The following is a 16,155-nucleotide window of genomic DNA, read 5'->3' on the forward strand; positions in this document are numbered from 1 at the left end:
TCAGGCGGCCCGTGCGTGGCCAGCCGCAGCAACCCCAGGACCCGTACGCCCCGCCGCAGGCCCCGCGGCGCTGACGGCGACGACCTCTCACCCCGCTCCCGCGCCGGGTGAGAGCAACGTTCCCTTCCGGTCATCCACAGCCCCACCGGCCCGAAACGCGCCCTGCCTACCGTCGGTGCAACCGAGCTACGGAGCACCGTGGAGGCGTCATGACTGTCCCTGGCGGCCGCTGGATCCAGCACTGGGATCCGGAGGACGAGACCTTCTGGAAGGAGACGGGGGAGCGGGTCGCCCGGCGGAACCTGTTCTTCTCCGTCCTCTCCGAGCACATCGGGTTCTCGGTCTGGACGCTGTGGTCCGTGCTGGTGCTCTTCATGGGGCCGGAGTACGGGCTGACGCCGGCCGACAAGTTCCTGCTGACGTCCGTGGTGACGCTCGTCGGGGCCGTCGTGCGGGTGCCCTACACCTTCGCCGTCGCGGTCTTCGGCGGGCGGAACTGGACGATCGTCTCCGCCGGGCTGCTGCTCGTGCCGACCGTCGCGGCGTTCACGGTGATGGAGCCGGGGACGTCCTTCTCGACCTTCCTCCTCGTCGGGCTGCTGGCCGGCATCGGCGGCGGCAACTTCGCCTCCTCCATGACCAACATCAACGCCTTCTTCCCGCTCCGGAAGAAGGGCTGGGCGCTCGGTCTCAACGCCGGGGGCGGGAACATCGGCGTGCCGGTCATCCAGCTGGCCGCACTCGCGATCATCGGGGCGGGCGGCGGGCCGCGGGTGCTGCTCGGCGTCTACATCCCGCTGATCCTGGTCGCCGCCGTCCTCGCCGCCCGCTTCATGGACAACCTCGCCTCCGTGAAGAACGACACCGGGGCCGCCAAGGACGCCGCCCGGGACGCCCACACCTGGATCATGGCCGTGCTGTACGTCGGCACGTTCGGGTCGTTCATCGGGTACAGCTTCGCCTTCGGGCAGGTGCTGCAGACCCAGTTCGGGCGCAGTCCGCTGCAGGCGGCCTACCTGACCTTCATCGGCCCGCTGCTCGGCTCCCTCGTCCGGCCGCTGGGCGGCAGGCTCGCCGACCGGTACGGCGGCGCGCGGATCACCCTGTGGAACTTCGTCGCCATGGCCGCCGCCACCGCCGTACTCGTCGCGGCCAGCATGACGAAGTCCCTCGGGCTGTTCGTCGCCGTGTTCGTGGCGCTGTTCGTGCTCAGCGGGCTCGGCAACGGCTCGACGTTCAAGATGATCCCCGGCATCTTCCAGAACAAGGCGCTCGCCGAGGGACTGACGGGGGAGGACGCCGTGGCGTACGGGCGGCGGCTCTCCGGTGCCTCCATGGGGCTGATCGGCGCGGTCGGCGCGCTCGGCGGCGTCGCCATCAACCTCGCCTTCCGGCAGTCCTTCCTCTCCGTCGGCTCCGGCACCGGCGCCTTCGTCGCGTTCCTCGCCTTCTACGCCGTCTGCTTCGCCGTCACATGGGCGGTATACCTTCGCCGTCCGGCCGCAGGCACGCCGGCCGGCCCGGCGGGCCCGGCGCGGACGAAGGCGCGGCCCCGTTACGCCGAGGTATGACGTAACACTGGTGACATGAAGCGGAACCGAGCCTGTCACGCACCGTTGACAGGCTCGGTCGCCGTGCAGGCAGGACGACGACCGGGACGATCGGGGCGACAGTGATGGACGACGGACAGCGGCGACCCGACCACGGACCCCTCGCCGGATTCACCGTGGGCGTGACCGCCGCCCGCCGGGCCGACGAACTGGGCGCGCTGCTCCAGCGGCGCGGTGCCGCCGTCCTGCACGCGCCGGCGCTCAGGATCGTGCCGCTCGCCGACGACAGCGAGCTGCTGGCCGCGACCGAGCAGCTCCTCGACCAGGCGCCGGACGTCGTCGTGGCCACCACCGCCATCGGTTTCCGGGGGTGGGTCGAGGCCGCCGACGGGTGGGGACTCGGCGACGCCCTGCTGGCGCGGCTGCGCGCGGTGGAGCTCCTCGCGCGCGGACCCAAGGTCAAGGGCGCGGTCCGGGCCGCCGGGCTGACGGAGAAGTGGTCGCCGGCCTCCGAGTCGATGGCCGAGGTGCTGGACCGGCTGCTGGAGCAGGGCGTCGACGGCCGCCGGATCGCCGTACAGCTGCACGGCGAGCCGCTGCCGGGGTTCGTGGAGGCGCTGCGGGCGGGCGGCGCGGAGGTGGTGGGCGTGCCCGTCTACCGGTGGCTGCCGCCGGAGGACCTCGGGCCCGTGGACCGGCTGCTGGACGCGGCCGTCTCGCGCGGGGTGGACGCCGTGACGTTCACCAGTGCGCCCGCCGCCGCGTCCCTGCTCTCCCGCGCCGAGGAGCGCGGCATGCTGCCCGAGCTGCTCGCCGCTCTCGGCCACGACGTGCTGGCGGCCGTCGTCGGCCCGGTCACCGCGGTGCCGCTCCAGGCGCACGGCGTCGACACGGTCCAGCCCGAGCGCTTCCGGCTCGGCCCCCTCGTCCAGCTGCTGTGCCGGGAGCTGCCGGCCCGCGCCCGTGTCCTGCCGGTCGCCGGGCACCGCCTGGAGGTCCGCGGGCACGCGGTCCTCGTCGACGGGGAGCTCAGGGCCGTGCCGCCCGCCGGGATGTCCCTGCTGCGGGCCCTGTCCCGGCGGCCGGGCTGGGTCGTGCCCCGGGCGGAGCTGCTGCGCGCCCTGCCGGGCACCGGCCGTGACGAACACGCCGTCGAAACGGCGATGGCCCGCCTGCGCACGTCCCTCGGCGCGCCGAAGCTGATCCAGACGGTGGTGAAACGCGGCTACCGCCTGGCCCTGGACCCGGCCACGGACGCCAAGTACACGGACGGCTGACACGCGCCGCCGGAAATCCGCTGTCCGGGCGCGGGGGCGCACGGACGGGCTTGCGGCCGGAGGCGGTACGAGGGGTTCCGGGCGCGGGGGCGGGCAGGCACTGTAGAGGGAGCGGTCCACCCGCTCCCCTTCCCGGCCCGTTCCGCCGGGCGACCCTAGGCGGTGACAGGAACATGGCACTGGGTACGGCCACCGACCCGTACGAGCTGCGGTTCGACACCGGGCGAGTCTGCCTGGACCTCATCGCCACCACCCACCCCATGGAACGGCTCGCCTCCGTCGAGGTGCTGCGTGCCTGGATCACCGGCTCCGGGCTCGTCCCGCCCGGCACCCCGCTGGCCCACGCCGACACCTCCTGGCTGGCCGGCTTCCGCGAACTGCGCCTCCACGCCGCCCGTCTGATCCGTTCCAGGGCCGCACCCGGCGCCCACCCGTACGGTCTCGCGCTCGCCCGCGTCAACGTACTCGCCCTCGCCGCACCCCCGGCCCCGCGCGCGGTCCGCGGCGAGGACGGCGCGCTGGTGCGGGAGCTGACCGGCCCGCCGGAGTGCGCGGCGCTGCTCGGGGCCCTCGCCCGAGACGTCGTGGAACTGCTCACCGACCCCGTCGCGCGGGCCGGCCTCAGGCAGTGCGAGGGCGACAACTGCCCGATCGTGTACGTCGACACCTCCCGCGGACGCCGCCGGCGCTGGTGCTCCAGCGAGCTCTGCGGCAACCGGGAGCGCGTCGCCCGGCACCGCCGCCGCGCCGCCCTCGCCCGATAAGTCTTTCCGCGCCCCGTTCGTCACGCCCTCCCCGATAACCCGTCACCTCGCTTTGAACACCGCGCACTTCACGTCCGTACCGCATGGGCGAGCGATCGACTGGGGGAACCCCCGGACATCGGAGGTGGGCGTGCGCAAGGATTCCGTCGTGGCCGGTGAACGTGGTGCGAGGGCCCGGCATCGCATGCCCCAGTCGTCCTCGGAACCCGACGAGGAGCTGATGCGCGCCCTGTACCGGGAGCACGCCGGTCCCTTGCTGGCGTACGTGCTGCGTCTGGTGGCGGGGGACCGCCAGCGCGCCGAGGACGTCGTCCAGGAGACGCTCATCCGTGCCTGGAAGAACGCCGGTCAGCTCAACCGTGCGACCGGATCGGTACGCCCCTGGCTGGTGACGGTCGCCCGGCGCATCGTCATCGACGTCCACCGCAGCCGGCAGGCCCGGCCGCAGGAGGTCGATCCGTCGCCGCTGGAGGTCATCCCCGCGGAGGACGAGATCGACAAGGCGCTGTGGCTGATGACGCTGTCGGACGCGCTCGACGACCTGACCCCGGCCCACCGGGAGGTCCTCGTCGAGACGTACTTCAAGGGGCGTACCGTCAATGAGGCGGCGCAGACACTCGGCATACCCAGCGGCACCGTGCGCTCCCGGGTGTTCTACGCCCTGCGTTCGATGAAGCTGGCTCTGGAGGAGCGGGGGGTGACGGCGTGATGAGCGGGTACGGGGGAGTTCAGGGATTCGGCGGGGGATTCGGCCCGGGTGATACGGGTAGTTCTGCCCCCATGCAGGGACCACCGGCGCCGGACGAGCACGAGACCGTCGGCGCCTACGCCCTCGGCATCCTGGACGACGCGGAGGCGACCGCCTTCGAGGCGCACCTCGCCGGCTGCGCATGGTGCGCCCGGCAACTCGACGAGCTGGCCGGGATGGAGCCGATGATGGCCGCGCTCGCTGGCCTGCCGGGCGCCGGGACCCCCGCGATCGCCGAGTCGCTGACGGCGCGGCCGGGCCCGCGGCTGGCGGAGAAGCTCGTCGACGAGGTCGCCGAACGCCGCGCGCGCAAACGCCGCCGCAACTTCTACCTGGTGGGCACCGCGGCCGCGCTGATCATCGGCGGACCGTTCGCCGCCGTGGCGACCACGGACGGAGGCGGCGGTGACGGCGGTGGCCGCAGGACCGAGGCGGTGCGGCCGGCCGCGGGCACCGCCGAGTCCGCCTTCGCCGCCCTGCCCGACCGCGTCACGGCGACCGACCCGTCCACCCGGGTCAGCGCGACCGTGGCCCTGGAGAGGAAGCCCTGGGGCACGGGCACGGTCCTGGAACTCAAGAACCTCAAGGGCCCCGAGAAGTGCTCCCTGATCGCCGTCGGCAAGAACGGCGAACGCGAGACGGTCACCTCCTGGTCCGTCCCGGACTGGGGCTACGGCATTCCGGACGCGGCCGGCGACAAGGGCGGAAAACCCCTCTACGTGCAGGGCGGCGCCGCCTTCGACCCCAACGAGATCGACCACTTCGAGGTCATGACCTTCGACGGGGAGCGTCTGGTGGAGGTGGACGCGTAGCCCCGCCGCGGTACCGGCCGTAGCTTCCGGCGCCCCCTTCGCGTACCTTTGACGGCTGCCCAGCACGTCAGAAGGGGGCCCGGTGGCCGCACAGGCTCAGCAGGACTCAGCGGTCGACTCGGTTCACGGCGCCGCGGGGGAAGCCGTACACGACTCCGTACGGGAGGACTCCGTTCGGGACCGAGAGATCAGCGTGGAACAGGCACACCTGGACCGGGTGTACCGCCGCCTCGAGGAGAAGATCGACGAGGCCGAGTTCCTCATGCAGGACGCCGCGCAGCGCGGCCACGTGGGCACGCCCGGCGCGCTGGCCGAGCGCGACGCGCAGGTCTTCCGGGCCGGCATCCACCTCAACCGGCTGAACAACGAGTTCGAGGACTTCCTCTTCGGCCGGATCGACCTGCTCCTCGGCAAGGACGGCAAGAAGGGCCCGGACGGCGCGTACACGGCGGTCGAGCCCGCCGAGGGCGCCCTGCGGCCCGACAGCACCGCCGACATCGCCGAGACCCTGCACATCGGCCGCATCGGCGTCCTGGACGAGGACTACGCCCCGCTGGTCATCGACTGGCGGGCGCCCGCCGCGGCCCCCTTCTACCGGTCCACGCCGGTCGACCCGGGCCGGGTCGTGCGCCGCCGGGTGATCCGCTCCAAGGGGCGGCGCGTCCTCGGCGTCGAGGACGACCTGATGCGGCCCGAGATCAGGGCGAGCCTGGACGGCGAGGAACTGGCCGTGGTCGGCGACGGCGCCCTGATGGCCGCCCTCGGCCAGGCCCGTACGCACTCCATGCGGGACATCGTGGCGTCCATCCAGGCCGAGCAGGACCTGGTGATCCGCGCCCCGGCCGCCTCCGTGACGTACGTCGAGGGCGGCCCCGGCACCGGCAAGACCGCCGTCGCCCTGCACCGGGCGGCGTACCTGCTCTACCAGGACCGGCGCCGGTACGCGGGCGGCATCCTGATCGTCTCGCCGACCCCGCTGCTGGTGGCGTACACCGAGGGCGTGCTGCCCTCCCTCGGCGAGGAGGGGCAGGTCGCCATCCGCGCGATCGGCTCACTGGTCGACGGCGCCGAGGCCACGCTGTACGACTCCCCGGCCACCGCCCGCGCCAAGGGCTCGTCCCGGATGCTCCGGGTGCTGCGCCGGGCCGCGCGCGGGGCACTGGAGCCGAGCGACTCGCCGACCCTGCTCAGGGTCGTCGCCTTCGGCCGGCGGCTCGAACTGGAGGCCGAGGAGCTGGCCGGCATCCGGCGCACCGTCCTCGGCGGCACCGCACCGGTCAACCTGCTGCGCCCCCGCGCCCGCCGGCTGCTCCTGGACGCCCTGTGGTCCAAGTCGGGCGCCGGTACCCGGCACAGCGACCCGGAGCTGGCCGCCGAGCTGCGTTCCTCCTTCGACGAGGACGTCAGCTCCGAGGACTCCTTCACCGGCTTCCTCGACGCCTGGTGGCCGGAGCTGACCCCCGGCGCCGTGCTGGCGGCCATGGCGGACGAGCGGAGGCTGGGCCGCTGGGCGCGCCGGGTGCTCAACCCGGGAGAGGTCCGCAAGGTGGCCCGTTCGCTGCGGCGCGAGGGCCACTCCGTGCACGACATCGCCCTGCTCGACGAGCTCCAGGCGATCGTCGGCACCCCGGCCCGCCCCCGCAAGCGGCGCGAGCTGGACCCGCTGGACCAGCTCACCGGCCTGGACGAGCTGATGCCGCAGCGCGAGGAGACCCAGTGGGAGCGCGCCGAGCGCCTCGCCCAGGAACGCACCGAGTACGCGCACGTCATCGTCGACGAGGCCCAGGACCTCACCCCCATGCAGTGGCGGATGGTGGGCCGCCGCGGCCGGCACGCCACGTGGACGGTCGTCGGCGACCCGGCCCAGTCCTCCTGGTCCGACCCCGACGAGGCGGCGGCGGCCCGCGACGAGGCCCTGGGCACCCGCCCGCGCCGCCGCTTCGAGCTGACCGTCAACTACCGCAACCCGGCGGAGATCGCCGAGCTGGCGGCCAAGGTGCTCGCCCTCGCCATGCCCGGCTCCCGGTCCCCGGCGGCGGTGCGGTCGACGGGCGTGGAACCGCGCTTCGCGGTGGTGGGGGACGGCCTCGCGGAGTCGGTCCGGGCGGAGGCGGCCCGGCTGCTCGGCCTCGTCGACGGCACCGTCGGCGTCGTGGTCGCCATGAACCGCCGCGAGGAGGCCCGGCGCTGGCTGGCCGGGCTCGGCGACCGCGTGGTGGCGCTGGGCAGCCTGGAGGCCAAGGGCCTGGAGTACGACGCCACGGTCGTCGTCTCCCCGGCCGAGATCGCCGACGAGTCGCCCGCCGGCCTGCGCGTGCTGTACGTCGCCCTGACCCGGGCCACCCAGCAGCTGACGGTCGTCTCCTGCGAGCGGGACGAGCCGGACGCGGCCGGGGTGCCGGACCTGCTGCGCGACTGAGGCGCCGGGACAGCGCCCGGACATGCGAGAGGCCCGCGCCGTCGGACGGCGCGGGCCTCTCGTCCCTCGTCAAGTGGCACCGACCCGCCATGCTCGCCTCGCGGCAAGTGGTCGCTCGTAGCGACGATGGTTGGGCCCGGGGGCTTGGATCGAGCCGATGCCACGTCCAAGGTAACAAACGATCCCCGCGGGACCATTCCCGTCCCCCGGGTTCTTTCCCGGGCGGGCTTCCCTCTTCCGTCCAACCGCCACTTCTCGTATGGTGGAAGTCGTTTTCCGAAAGTGCCCTTACCGGTGGTGGACGGCGCGCGAACACAAAGTTCGCAATCCGGGGTGGCTACCACGTACTCAGTGGTAGGTGCGACGATCGGACGGCACAACGCAGTTACACGGTGAAAGCAGAGGAAGTCGGCCATGGCAACGGCGCCCAGCGTCTCCTACTCGATGACGGTCCGACTGGAGGTGCCCGCGGGCGGGACAGCGGTCTCGCAGCTCACCACCGCGGTGGAGTCCGCCGGCGGCTCGGTCACCGGCCTCGACGTCACGGCCTCCGGCCACGACAAGCTCCGCATCGACGTCACCATCGCGGCCGGCTCGACCTCCCACGCGGACGAGATCGTCGAGCAGCTGCGCGGCATCGAGGGCGTCAGCCTGGGCAAGGTCTCCGACCGTACCTTCCTCATGCACCTCGGCGGCAAGATCGAGATGGCGTCGAAGCACCCCATCCGCAACCGTGACGACCTGTCCATGGTCTACACGCCCGGTGTGGCCCGCGTCTGCATGGCGATCGCCGAGAACCCCGAGGACGCCCGCCGCCTCACCATCAAGCGCAACTCCGTTGCGGTCGTGACGGACGGCTCGGCGGTGCTGGGCCTCGGCAACATCGGCCCGAAGGCCGCGCTGCCGGTCATGGAGGGCAAGGCGGCCCTGTTCAAGCGCTTCGCCGGCATCGACGCCTGGCCGCTCTGCCTCGACACCCAGGACACCGACGCGATCGTCGAGATCGTCAAGGCCATCGCCCCGGGCTTCGCCGGCATCAACCTCGAGGACATCTCCGCGCCCCGCTGCTTCGAGATCGAGGCCCGGCTGCGCGAGGCCCTCGACATCCCCGTCTTCCACGACGACCAGCACGGCACCGCCATCGTCGTCCTCGCCGCCCTCACCAACGCGCTGCGCGTCGTCGACAAGCCGATCGAGAACGTACGGGTCGTCATGTCCGGTGCCGGCGCGGCCGGTACGGCCATCCTGAAGCTGCTGCTCGCCGCCGGCGTCAAGAACGCCGTCGTCGCCGACATCCACGGCGTCGTGCACGCCGGCCGCGCCGACCTCGTCGACGCCGCGCCGGAGTCGGCGCTGCGCTGGATCGCCGACAACACCAACCCCGAGGGCCTCACCGGCACGCTGAAGGAGGCCGTGCACGGCGCCGACGTCTTCATCGGCGTCTCGGCCCCCAACGTCCTGGACGGCGAGGACGTGGCCGCCATGGCGGACGGCGCCATCGTGTTCGCGCTCGCGAACCCCGACCCCGAGGTCGACCCGGCCGTCGCCCGCCAGACCGCGGCGGTCGTCGCCACCGGCCGCTCCGACTTCCCGAACCAGATCAACAACGTGCTGGTCTTCCCCGGTGTGTTCCGCGGTCTGCTGGACGCCCAGTCCCGGACGGTCAACACCGAGATGATGCTGGCCGCCGCGCAGGCCCTCGCGGCCGTGGTGACGGAGGACGAGATCAACCCGAACTACATCGTTCCCAGCGTCTTCAACGACAAGGTCGCCGGTGCCGTCGCGGGCGCCGTGCGGGACGCCGCCAAGGCCGCCGGAGTGGTGGCGTAGCAGCCGGACGGAATGTGTGCGGCCCGTGGCGTGGTGGTGAGGATCACCACGGCGGGCCGCCCGTCCGGCGCGTCGCGGGATGTGGGGCCTTGAATCGCCCTCTAGGGTTGCGCAAGGCTCAGGCCCTCTCTTCGTGTGACTCCCAAGGGTGTTCTCACGACTCCTGGGGGTGCCGGATTGGCTTTACCGCCGCAGGTGGAGGCAGGATGCCTCCCTGGGCGCGAGGGTCTGACGACCGACCCGGGTCCGGGGAATGTCCGAGGGCCCTGGCAGCATCGGCATCGCTGTGCCCAACATGCGGCTCCGCCGCGTGGCACGCCTCAACGGCAAGAAGAACACGGGAGTAACAACATGAACCGCAGTGAGCTGGTGGCCGCGCTGGCCGACCGCGCCGAGGTGACCCGCAAGGACGCCGACGCCGTGCTGGCCGCGTTCGCCGAGGTTGTCGGCGACATCGTCTCCAAGGGCGACGAGAAGGTCACCGTCCCCGGCTTCCTGACCTTCGAGCGCACCCACCGTGCCGCTCGCACCGCCCGCAACCCGCAGACCGGCGAGCCGATCCAGATTCCGGCCGGCTACAGCGTCAAGGTCTCCGCGGGCTCCAAGCTGAAGGAAGCCGCGAAGGGCAAGTGACCCTGATGTGAAAGGGGCGGCCACCTACGGGTGGCCGCCCCTTTCATGTCCGCGCGCCGTCGGCGCGGGTCCGTACCGTCAGCCGAGTGCCTTGCCCGGCAGCTCGACCTTGGCGCCCAGCTCCACGAGCTTCTCCATGAAGTTCTCGTAGCCCCGGTTGATCAGGTCGATGCCGTGGACCCGGGAGGTGCCCTGGGCCGCGAGGGCGGCGATGAGGTACGAGAACCCGCCGCGCAGGTCGGGGATGACCAGGTCGGCGCCCTCCAGCCTGGTCGGGCCGGACACGACGGCCGAGTGCAGGAAGTTGCGCTGGCCGAAGCGGCAGTGGGAGCCGCCGAGGCACTCGCGGTAGAGCTGGATGTGCGCGCCCATCTGGTTGAGCGCGGAGGTGAAGCCGAGACGGGACTCGTAGACCGTCTCGTGGACGATGGACAGGCCCGTGGCCTGCGTCAGGGCGACCACCAGGGGCTGCTGCCAGTCCGTCTGGAAGCCCGGGTGCACGTCCGTCTCCAGGGCGATGGACTTCAGCCGGCCGCCCGGGTGCCAGAAGCGGATGCCCTCGTCGTCGATCTCGAAGGCGCCGCCCACCTTCCGGAAGGTGTTCAGGAACGTCATCATCGAGCGCTGCTGGGCGCCCCGGACGTAGACGTTCCCCTCGGTCGCCAGCGCCGCCGAGGCCCAGGAGGCGGCCTCCAGGCGGTCCGAGAGGGCACGGTGGGTGTAGCCGCCGAGCTCGTCCACACCGGTGATGCGGATCGTGCGGTCGGTGTCCATCGCGATGATCGCGCCCATTTTCTGCAGGACGCAGATCAGGTCCTCGATCTCCGGCTCCACGGCCGCGTTGGACAGCTCGGTGACGCCCTCGGCCAGCACCGCCGTCAGCAGCACCTGCTCGGTCGCGCCCACGGACGGGTACGGCAGCCGGATCTTGGTGCCCCGCAGCCGCTGCGGGGCCTCCAGGTACTGGCCGTCCGCCCGCTTCTCGATCTTGGCGCCGAACTGCCGCAGCACCTCGAAGTGGAAGTCGATGGGCCGGCCGCCGATGTCGCAGCCGCCCAGGCCCGGGATGAAGGCGTGCCCGAGGCGGTGCAGCAGCGGGCCGCAGAACAGGATCGGGATGCGCGACGAGCCCGCGTGGGCGTCGATGTCGGCGACGTTCGCGCTCTCCACGTGCGAGGGGTCGAGCACCAGCTCGCCGGGCTCCTCACCCGGGCGGACGGTCACCCCGTGCAGTTGCAGCAGTCCGCGTACGACCCGCACGTCGCGGATGTCCGGCACATTGCGCAGCCGGCTCGGCGCACTGCCCAGCAGGGCGGCCACCATGGCCTTCGGCACGAGGTTCTTCGCACCGCGGACCCGGAGCTCGCCCTCCAGCGGGGTTCCGCCGTGGACAAGCAGTACGTCATCAGCGCCGTTGACGGTCATGAATCTCGCGTTCCGTGGGGGTTGGGCAGGGGCCAGAAGGGAAAGGGTAATCGCCTGGGACCCCCCTCGAGTAAGCCCGTGCGCGGTCGGACAACGTCATAGGTGTGTCACAACACGAACCGTTCCCCGGTGGGCACGTGCGGTCACCGCGGCGGGGCGCGCGCGGCGTCCGCGTTCACCCCCGTGCCCCCGATTGCCTCCCCACGGGAGGGGAACATGCGGGATCATGTCTGGCATGACCGAGGTGTCCTCGCTCACAGGGCGGCTGCTCGTGGCAACACCCGCCCTGGCGGACCCGAACTTCGAGCGCGCGGTGGTGCTCCTTCTCGACCACGACGAGGAGGGCTCCCTCGGTGTCGTCCTCAACCGCCCGACGCCGGTCGACGTGGGCGACATCCTGGAGGGCTGGGCCGGCCTGACCGGCGAGCCCGGCGTCGTCTTCCAGGGCGGACCGGTGTCGCTCGACTCGGCCCTGGGCGTCGCCGTCGTCCCCGGCGGGGCGGCCGGAGAGGCGGCGCCGCTGGGCTGGCGCCGGGTGCACGGCGCGATCGGCCTGGTCGACCTGGAGGCGCCGCCGGAGCTGCTGGCCCCCGCCCTGGGGGCGCTGCGGATCTTCGCCGGGTACGCCGGCTGGGGCCCCGGCCAGCTGGAGGACGAGCTGTCGGAGGGCGCCTGGTACGTGGTCGAGTCCGAACCCGGCGACGTGTCCTGCCCGGTCCCCGACAGACTCTGGCGCGAGGTGCTGCGCCGCCAGCGGGGTGAACTGGCGATGGTGGCGACGTATCCGGACGACCCCTCGCTCAACTGAACTCCGGTCGGGCGGGCGGTGCCGGTCCGTGTGAGCTTCGATACTCCGGCTTTCAGTACCCTGGCAGGCATGAGCACTCTCGAGCCCGAGCGCGGGACTGGTACGGGGACCCTCGTAGAGCCGACACCGCAGACCTCCCACGGTGACGGTGACCACGAGCGCTTCGCCCATTACGTCCAGAAGGACAAGATCATGGCGAGCGCCCTCGACGGCACCCCCGTCGTGGCGCTGTGCGGCAAGGTCTGGGTACCGGGCCGCGACCCGAAGAAGTACCCGGTCTGCCCCATGTGCAAGGAGATCTACGAGTCCATGAGCGGCGGCGGCGACGAGGGCAAGGGCGGCGACAAGAAGAAGTAGCAGTTCCCCGACCGAGGTCTCCAAGGCCCCTGGAGCGTGCCCGCGCGCGCTCCGGGGGCCTTCGTGCGCCGTGGGCGTCGGGGAGGCCCCGGAGCGGTCTTCGTGCGTCAGGGCGGACCTGGGGCGGTCTTGGTGCGTCAGGGCGGGCCTGGAGGTGGTCTTCGTGCGTCAGGGCGGGCCCGGGGGCGGTCTTCGTGCGTCAGGGCGGGCCCGGGGGCGGTCTTCGTGCGGCACGGGGCACCGGGCGGTCTTCGTGCGGCTGGAGGCGCCCCGAGCGGCCGTAGTGCGTCACGAACCGGTCGAGACCTCTTGTGGACATGTTCATGTACTCCCTACTCTCCTGCTTGTTGTGCAGAGCGAAACCGTCATTGCGTATGTTGCAACGCACGCCCGGAGGAACACTCCATGAAGCTCGCCCCCCGCCTGGCCGTACTGCTGGCCGCCGCCGTCGTCACCGCGACCGCCTGCGCCCCCCAGACGTCCGACAACTCCTCCTCCGGCAAGGACGAGAAGAGCGGCACGCTACGTGTCTGGCTCTTCCAGGAGGTCAACACCGAGCCGAAGGAGAAGGTCGTCGACGCCGTCCTGGCCGGCTTCGAGAAGGCGCACGAGGACACGGAGGTCGACGTCGAGTACATCCCCGTCGAGACCCGCGCCCAGCGCATCAAGGCCGCCTTCAACGACCCCGCCAGCGCCCCCGACGTCATCGAGTACGGCAACACCGACACCGCCGGGTACGTCAAGGACGGCGGACTCCTGGACGTCACCGAGGAGTTCGGGGCCTGGGACGAGGCCGAGGACACCGACCCCACCGCCCGGCAGTCCGTCACCGTGGACGGCAAGATCTACGGCGCCCCCTACTTCGTCGGAGTCCGCGCCCTGTACTACCGGACCGACGTCTTCGACGAACTCGGCCTGAAGGCCCCCGAGTCACTGGACGAACTGGCGTCCACCGCGAAGAAGGTCCGCGACGCGAAGCCCGACCTCTACGGCATAGCCGTCGGCGGCGCCTACACCTACGGTGCGATGCCCTTCATCTGGGCCAACGGCGGCGAACTCGCCACCGGCAAGGGCGGTTCGTACGCCTCGGCGATCGACAGCGCCGCCGCCCAAAAGGGCATCGAGGCGTACACGTCCCTCTTCGGCGACCACAACTGCCCTGCCGCCAAGTGCGCCGGCATGGGCGGCAACGACACCGTCACCGCGTTCGCCTCCGGCAAGGCGGCCATGGCGATCGGCGGCGACTTCAGCCGCCAGGCCGTGGAGGCCGGGACGGCGAAGGGCAAGTACGCGGTCGTGCCGCTGCCCGGGGCCGAGCCCGGCTCGATCGCCCCGGCCTTCGCGGGCGGCAACAACATCGGCGTCCTGAAGAGCACCTCGCACCGCACCCTCGCCGTCGACCTGATGAAGCGGCTCGCGTCGAAGGAGGCGCAGGGCGAGATGTTCGACGCGATGGGCTTCCTGCCCACCTTCACGGACGTACGGCAGCGGGTCGCGGCCGAGGAGCCGTTCGTGAAGCCGTTCGTCGACACCCTCGCCGCGGGCACGAAGTTCGTGCCGGCCTCGGCCGCCTGGGCGGCGATCGACTCGTCGCAGGTGCTGCCGACCCTGTTCCAGGAGGTGGTCAGCGGCAAGAAGGACGTGGGCGCTGCCGCCGGGGACGCGGCCCGGAAGATGGACGACGCGTTCGGCTCCGCCGGATGAGTGCGCCCTCCGGCTCGGGGGGCGCGGTGCGTGGGCGGGTGCGGGTGAGTCGTGGCGTGCCGCGCCCACGCGGCGGTGGCCGCGAACCCGGCACGGCCCCGCGCCCCTTCGGGAGCCGCTCCCGTACGCCTTGGCTGTATCTCGCGCCCGCTCTCGTGGTCCTCGGCGGGCTGCTCGTCTACCCCGTCTACCAGCTCGGACTGATCTCCTTCCTGGAGTACACCCAGGCACAGGTCTCCGGTGGGGAGCCGACCACCTTCCGCGGATTCGGCAACTACGCCGAGCTCTTCGGGGACACGCAGTTCTGGCAGGTGCTGGCGGCCACCGTCGTCTTCGCGGCCGCCTGTGTGGTGTCGACGCTGGCCGTCGGGTGTGCGCTCGCCGTGCTGCTCACCCGGGTGCGTGCCGTGCCGCGGCTCGCGCTGATGCTCGCCGCGCTGGGCGCCTGGGCGACCCCGGCGGTCACCGGGTCGACGGTGTGGCTGCTGCTGTTCGACCCGGACTTCGGGCCAGTCAACCGGATGCTGGGCATCGGCGACCACTCCTGGACGTACGGCCGCTACAGCGCCTTCGCCCTCGTCCTGCTCGAAGTGGTCTGGTGCTCCTTCCCGTTCGTCATGGTCACCGTCTACGCCGGTATCCGCGCCGTCCCGGCGGAGGTGCTGGAGGCCGCCGCGCTCGACGGCGCCTCCCAGTGGCGCATCTGGCGGTCGGTGCTCGCCCCGATGCTCCGGCCGATCCTGGTGGTCGTCACCATCCAGTCGGTCATCTGGGACTTCAAGGTCTTCACCCAGATCTACGTCATGACGAACGGCGGCGGCATCGCCGGCCAGAACCTCGTCCTCAACGTCTACGCCTACCAGAAGGCGTTCGCGTCCTCGCAGTACAGCCTCGGCTCCGCGATCGGTGTCGTGATGCTGCTGATCCTGCTCGCCGTGACGCTGGTCTACCTGCGGCTGCTGCGCCGCCAGGGGGAGGAGCTGTGAATCTTCCGCGTGTGCGGGTGCGCCGTCCGTGGCGGCTGGCGGCCGAGGCGTCGGCGCTGCTGATCGCGGTCGTGGTGGCCTTCCCGCTGTACTGGATGGTGCTGAGCGCCTTCAAGCCGGCCGGGGAGATCGAGTCGAGCGAGCCGCGGCCGTGGACCCTGGCGCCCTCGCTGGACTCCTTCCGGCGGGTCTTCGGGCAGCAGGAATTCGGCCGCTACTTCCTCAACAGCCTGCTGGTGGCGGGCACCGTCGTGATCGCCTCGGCGCTCATCGCGTTCCTCGCGGCGACCGCGGTGACGCGTTTCCGGTTCCGTTTCCGGACCACTCTGCTGATCATGTTCCTGGTGGCCCAGATGGTGCCCGTGGAGGCGCTCACGATTCCGCTGTTCTTCCTCATGCGGGACTTCGGCCAGCTGAACACGCTGGGTTCGCTGATCCTCCCCCACATCGCCTTCTCGCTGCCCTTCGCGATCTGGATGCTGCGGGGCTTCGTGAAAGCGGTGCCCGAGGCCCTGGAGGAGGCCGCCTACCTCGACGGGGCGAGCCGGGCGCGATTCCTGTGGCAGATCCTTTTCCCGCTGGTCTTTCCGGGGCTGGTGGCCACCAGCGTCTTCTCCTTCATCTCGACCTGGAACGACTTCCTGTTCGCCAAGTCGTTCATCATCAGCGACACCTCCCAGTCGACGCTGCCGATGGCGTTGCTGGTCTTCTACAAGCCGGACGATCCCGACTGGGGCGGGGTGATGGCCGCGTCCACGGTGATGACGATTCCGGTGCTGGTCTTCTTCGTACTCGTGCAACGACGACTCGTCTCCGGCCTCGGCGGAGCGGTGAAGGACTGA

General features: G+C 71.7%; 14 protein-coding genes. 13 read left to right on the forward strand and 1 reads right to left on the reverse strand.

Translation table 11 applies throughout. From position 1 onward, the window contains the following. The first annotated feature begins 209 nt into the window (after positions 1-209). From ACP4IX_RS00285 to ACP4IX_RS00320, 8 genes are all read left to right on the forward strand, one after another. Positions 210-1,571, forward strand: coding sequence for a nitrate/nitrite transporter (locus ACP4IX_RS00285; RefSeq protein ID WP_426516635.1), 1,362 nt, complete (start codon positions 210-212; stop codon positions 1,569-1,571). Between the two features lie 104 nt (positions 1,572-1,675). Further along, on the forward strand, positions 1,676-2,827 hold the full coding sequence (locus ACP4IX_RS00290) for a uroporphyrinogen-III synthase (protein WP_426554394.1): 1,152 nt from the start codon (positions 1,676-1,678) through the stop codon (positions 2,825-2,827). Positions 2,828-3,000: 173 nt separating this feature from the next. Then, positions 3,001-3,591 (forward strand): CGNR zinc finger domain-containing protein, encoded by a 591-nt coding sequence (locus ACP4IX_RS00295; RefSeq protein ID WP_426516639.1) that lies wholly within the window; start codon positions 3,001-3,003, stop codon positions 3,589-3,591. A 184-nt stretch (positions 3,592-3,775) separates the two neighbouring features. Beyond that, positions 3,776-4,300 carry a sigma-70 family RNA polymerase sigma factor gene (locus ACP4IX_RS00300; protein ID WP_426554545.1) on the forward strand — a complete coding sequence of 175 codons (525 nt, stop codon included), beginning with the start codon at positions 3,776-3,778 and terminating at the stop codon, positions 4,298-4,300. A gap of 71 nt (positions 4,301-4,371) precedes the next feature. Next, positions 4,372-5,151, forward strand: coding sequence for an anti-sigma factor family protein (locus ACP4IX_RS00305; protein ID WP_426554395.1), 780 nt, complete (start codon positions 4,372-4,374; stop codon positions 5,149-5,151). Between the two features lie 82 nt (positions 5,152-5,233). Next, positions 5,234-7,570, forward strand: coding sequence for a HelD family protein (locus ACP4IX_RS00310; RefSeq protein ID WP_426516643.1), 2,337 nt, complete (start codon positions 5,234-5,236; stop codon positions 7,568-7,570). A 414-nt stretch (positions 7,571-7,984) separates the two neighbouring features. Next, entirely contained in the window at positions 7,985-9,400 is a 1,416-nt protein-coding gene (locus ACP4IX_RS00315; RefSeq protein ID WP_426516645.1) for an NAD-dependent malic enzyme, read from the forward strand. A gap of 351 nt (positions 9,401-9,751) precedes the next feature. Further along, a complete protein-coding gene (locus tag ACP4IX_RS00320; RefSeq protein ID WP_004987462.1) occupies positions 9,752-10,033 on the forward strand; it encodes an HU family DNA-binding protein in 282 nt (93 codons plus the stop codon). Between the two features lie 78 nt (positions 10,034-10,111). Here the strand turns inward: ACP4IX_RS00320 and murA are convergent, their stop codons facing one another. Next, positions 10,112-11,458 carry a UDP-N-acetylglucosamine 1-carboxyvinyltransferase gene (gene murA, locus ACP4IX_RS00325; protein ID WP_426516648.1) on the reverse strand — a complete coding sequence of 449 codons (1,347 nt, stop codon included), beginning with the start codon at positions 11,456-11,458 and terminating at the stop codon, positions 10,112-10,114. A gap of 235 nt (positions 11,459-11,693) precedes the next feature. Here murA and ACP4IX_RS00330 point away from each other — a divergent pair, with 235 nt between their 5' ends. The 5 genes from ACP4IX_RS00330 (at position 11,694) to ACP4IX_RS00350 (ending at position 16,155) form a co-directional block, all read left to right on the forward strand. Beyond that, entirely contained in the window at positions 11,694-12,266 is a 573-nt protein-coding gene (locus ACP4IX_RS00330; RefSeq protein WP_426516650.1) for a YqgE/AlgH family protein, read from the forward strand. A 69-nt stretch (positions 12,267-12,335) separates the two neighbouring features. Continuing rightward, on the forward strand, positions 12,336-12,623 hold the full coding sequence (locus tag ACP4IX_RS00335; protein WP_398130873.1) for a DUF3039 domain-containing protein: 288 nt from the start codon (positions 12,336-12,338) through the stop codon (positions 12,621-12,623). A gap of 405 nt (positions 12,624-13,028) precedes the next feature. Beyond that, on the forward strand, positions 13,029-14,327 hold the full coding sequence (locus ACP4IX_RS00340; protein WP_426554397.1) for an extracellular solute-binding protein: 1,299 nt from the start codon (positions 13,029-13,031) through the stop codon (positions 14,325-14,327). Then, positions 14,324-15,313 carry a carbohydrate ABC transporter permease gene (locus tag ACP4IX_RS00345; protein ID WP_426516654.1) on the forward strand — a complete coding sequence of 330 codons (990 nt, stop codon included), beginning with the start codon at positions 14,324-14,326 and terminating at the stop codon, positions 15,311-15,313. The genes ACP4IX_RS00340 and ACP4IX_RS00345 overlap by 4 nt, the downstream gene beginning before the upstream one ends. Continuing rightward, complete coding sequence (locus ACP4IX_RS00350; protein ID WP_426516656.1) at positions 15,310-16,155, forward strand: carbohydrate ABC transporter permease; 846 nt, start codon at positions 15,310-15,312, stop codon at positions 16,153-16,155. Before ACP4IX_RS00345 ends, ACP4IX_RS00350 begins: the two co-directional genes overlap by 4 nt.

Origin of the sequence: Streptomyces sp. WG5, assembly GCF_049974565.1 — a bacterium.
Taxonomy (GTDB): Bacteria; Actinomycetota; Actinomycetes; order Streptomycetales; family Streptomycetaceae; genus Streptomyces.

Coding starts and splice junctions, on each gene's coding strand:
- ACP4IX_RS00290 (WP_426554394.1), top strand. CDS start 1,676: ATGGACGACGGACAGCGGCGACCCGACCACGGACCCCTCGCCGGATTC.
- ACP4IX_RS00320 (WP_004987462.1), top strand. CDS start 9,752: ATGAACCGCAGTGAGCTGGTGGCCGCGCTGGCCGACCGCGCCGAGGTG.
- ACP4IX_RS00345 (WP_426516654.1), top strand. CDS start 14,324: ATGAGTGCGCCCTCCGGCTCGGGGGGCGCGGTGCGTGGGCGGGTGCGG.
- ACP4IX_RS00285 (WP_426516635.1), top strand. CDS start 210: ATGACTGTCCCTGGCGGCCGCTGGATCCAGCACTGGGATCCGGAGGAC.
- ACP4IX_RS00305 (WP_426554395.1), top strand. CDS start 4,372: ATGCAGGGACCACCGGCGCCGGACGAGCACGAGACCGTCGGCGCCTAC.
- ACP4IX_RS00300 (WP_426554545.1), top strand. CDS start 3,776: ATGCCCCAGTCGTCCTCGGAACCCGACGAGGAGCTGATGCGCGCCCTG.
- ACP4IX_RS00295 (WP_426516639.1), top strand. CDS start 3,001: ATGGCACTGGGTACGGCCACCGACCCGTACGAGCTGCGGTTCGACACC.
- ACP4IX_RS00340 (WP_426554397.1), top strand. CDS start 13,029: ATGAAGCTCGCCCCCCGCCTGGCCGTACTGCTGGCCGCCGCCGTCGTC.
- murA (WP_426516648.1), bottom strand. CDS start 11,458: ATGACCGTCAACGGCGCTGATGACGTACTGCTTGTCCACGGCGGAACC.
- ACP4IX_RS00315 (WP_426516645.1), top strand. CDS start 7,985: ATGGCAACGGCGCCCAGCGTCTCCTACTCGATGACGGTCCGACTGGAG.
- ACP4IX_RS00335 (WP_398130873.1), top strand. CDS start 12,336: ATGAGCACTCTCGAGCCCGAGCGCGGGACTGGTACGGGGACCCTCGTA.
- ACP4IX_RS00330 (WP_426516650.1), top strand. CDS start 11,694: ATGACCGAGGTGTCCTCGCTCACAGGGCGGCTGCTCGTGGCAACACCC.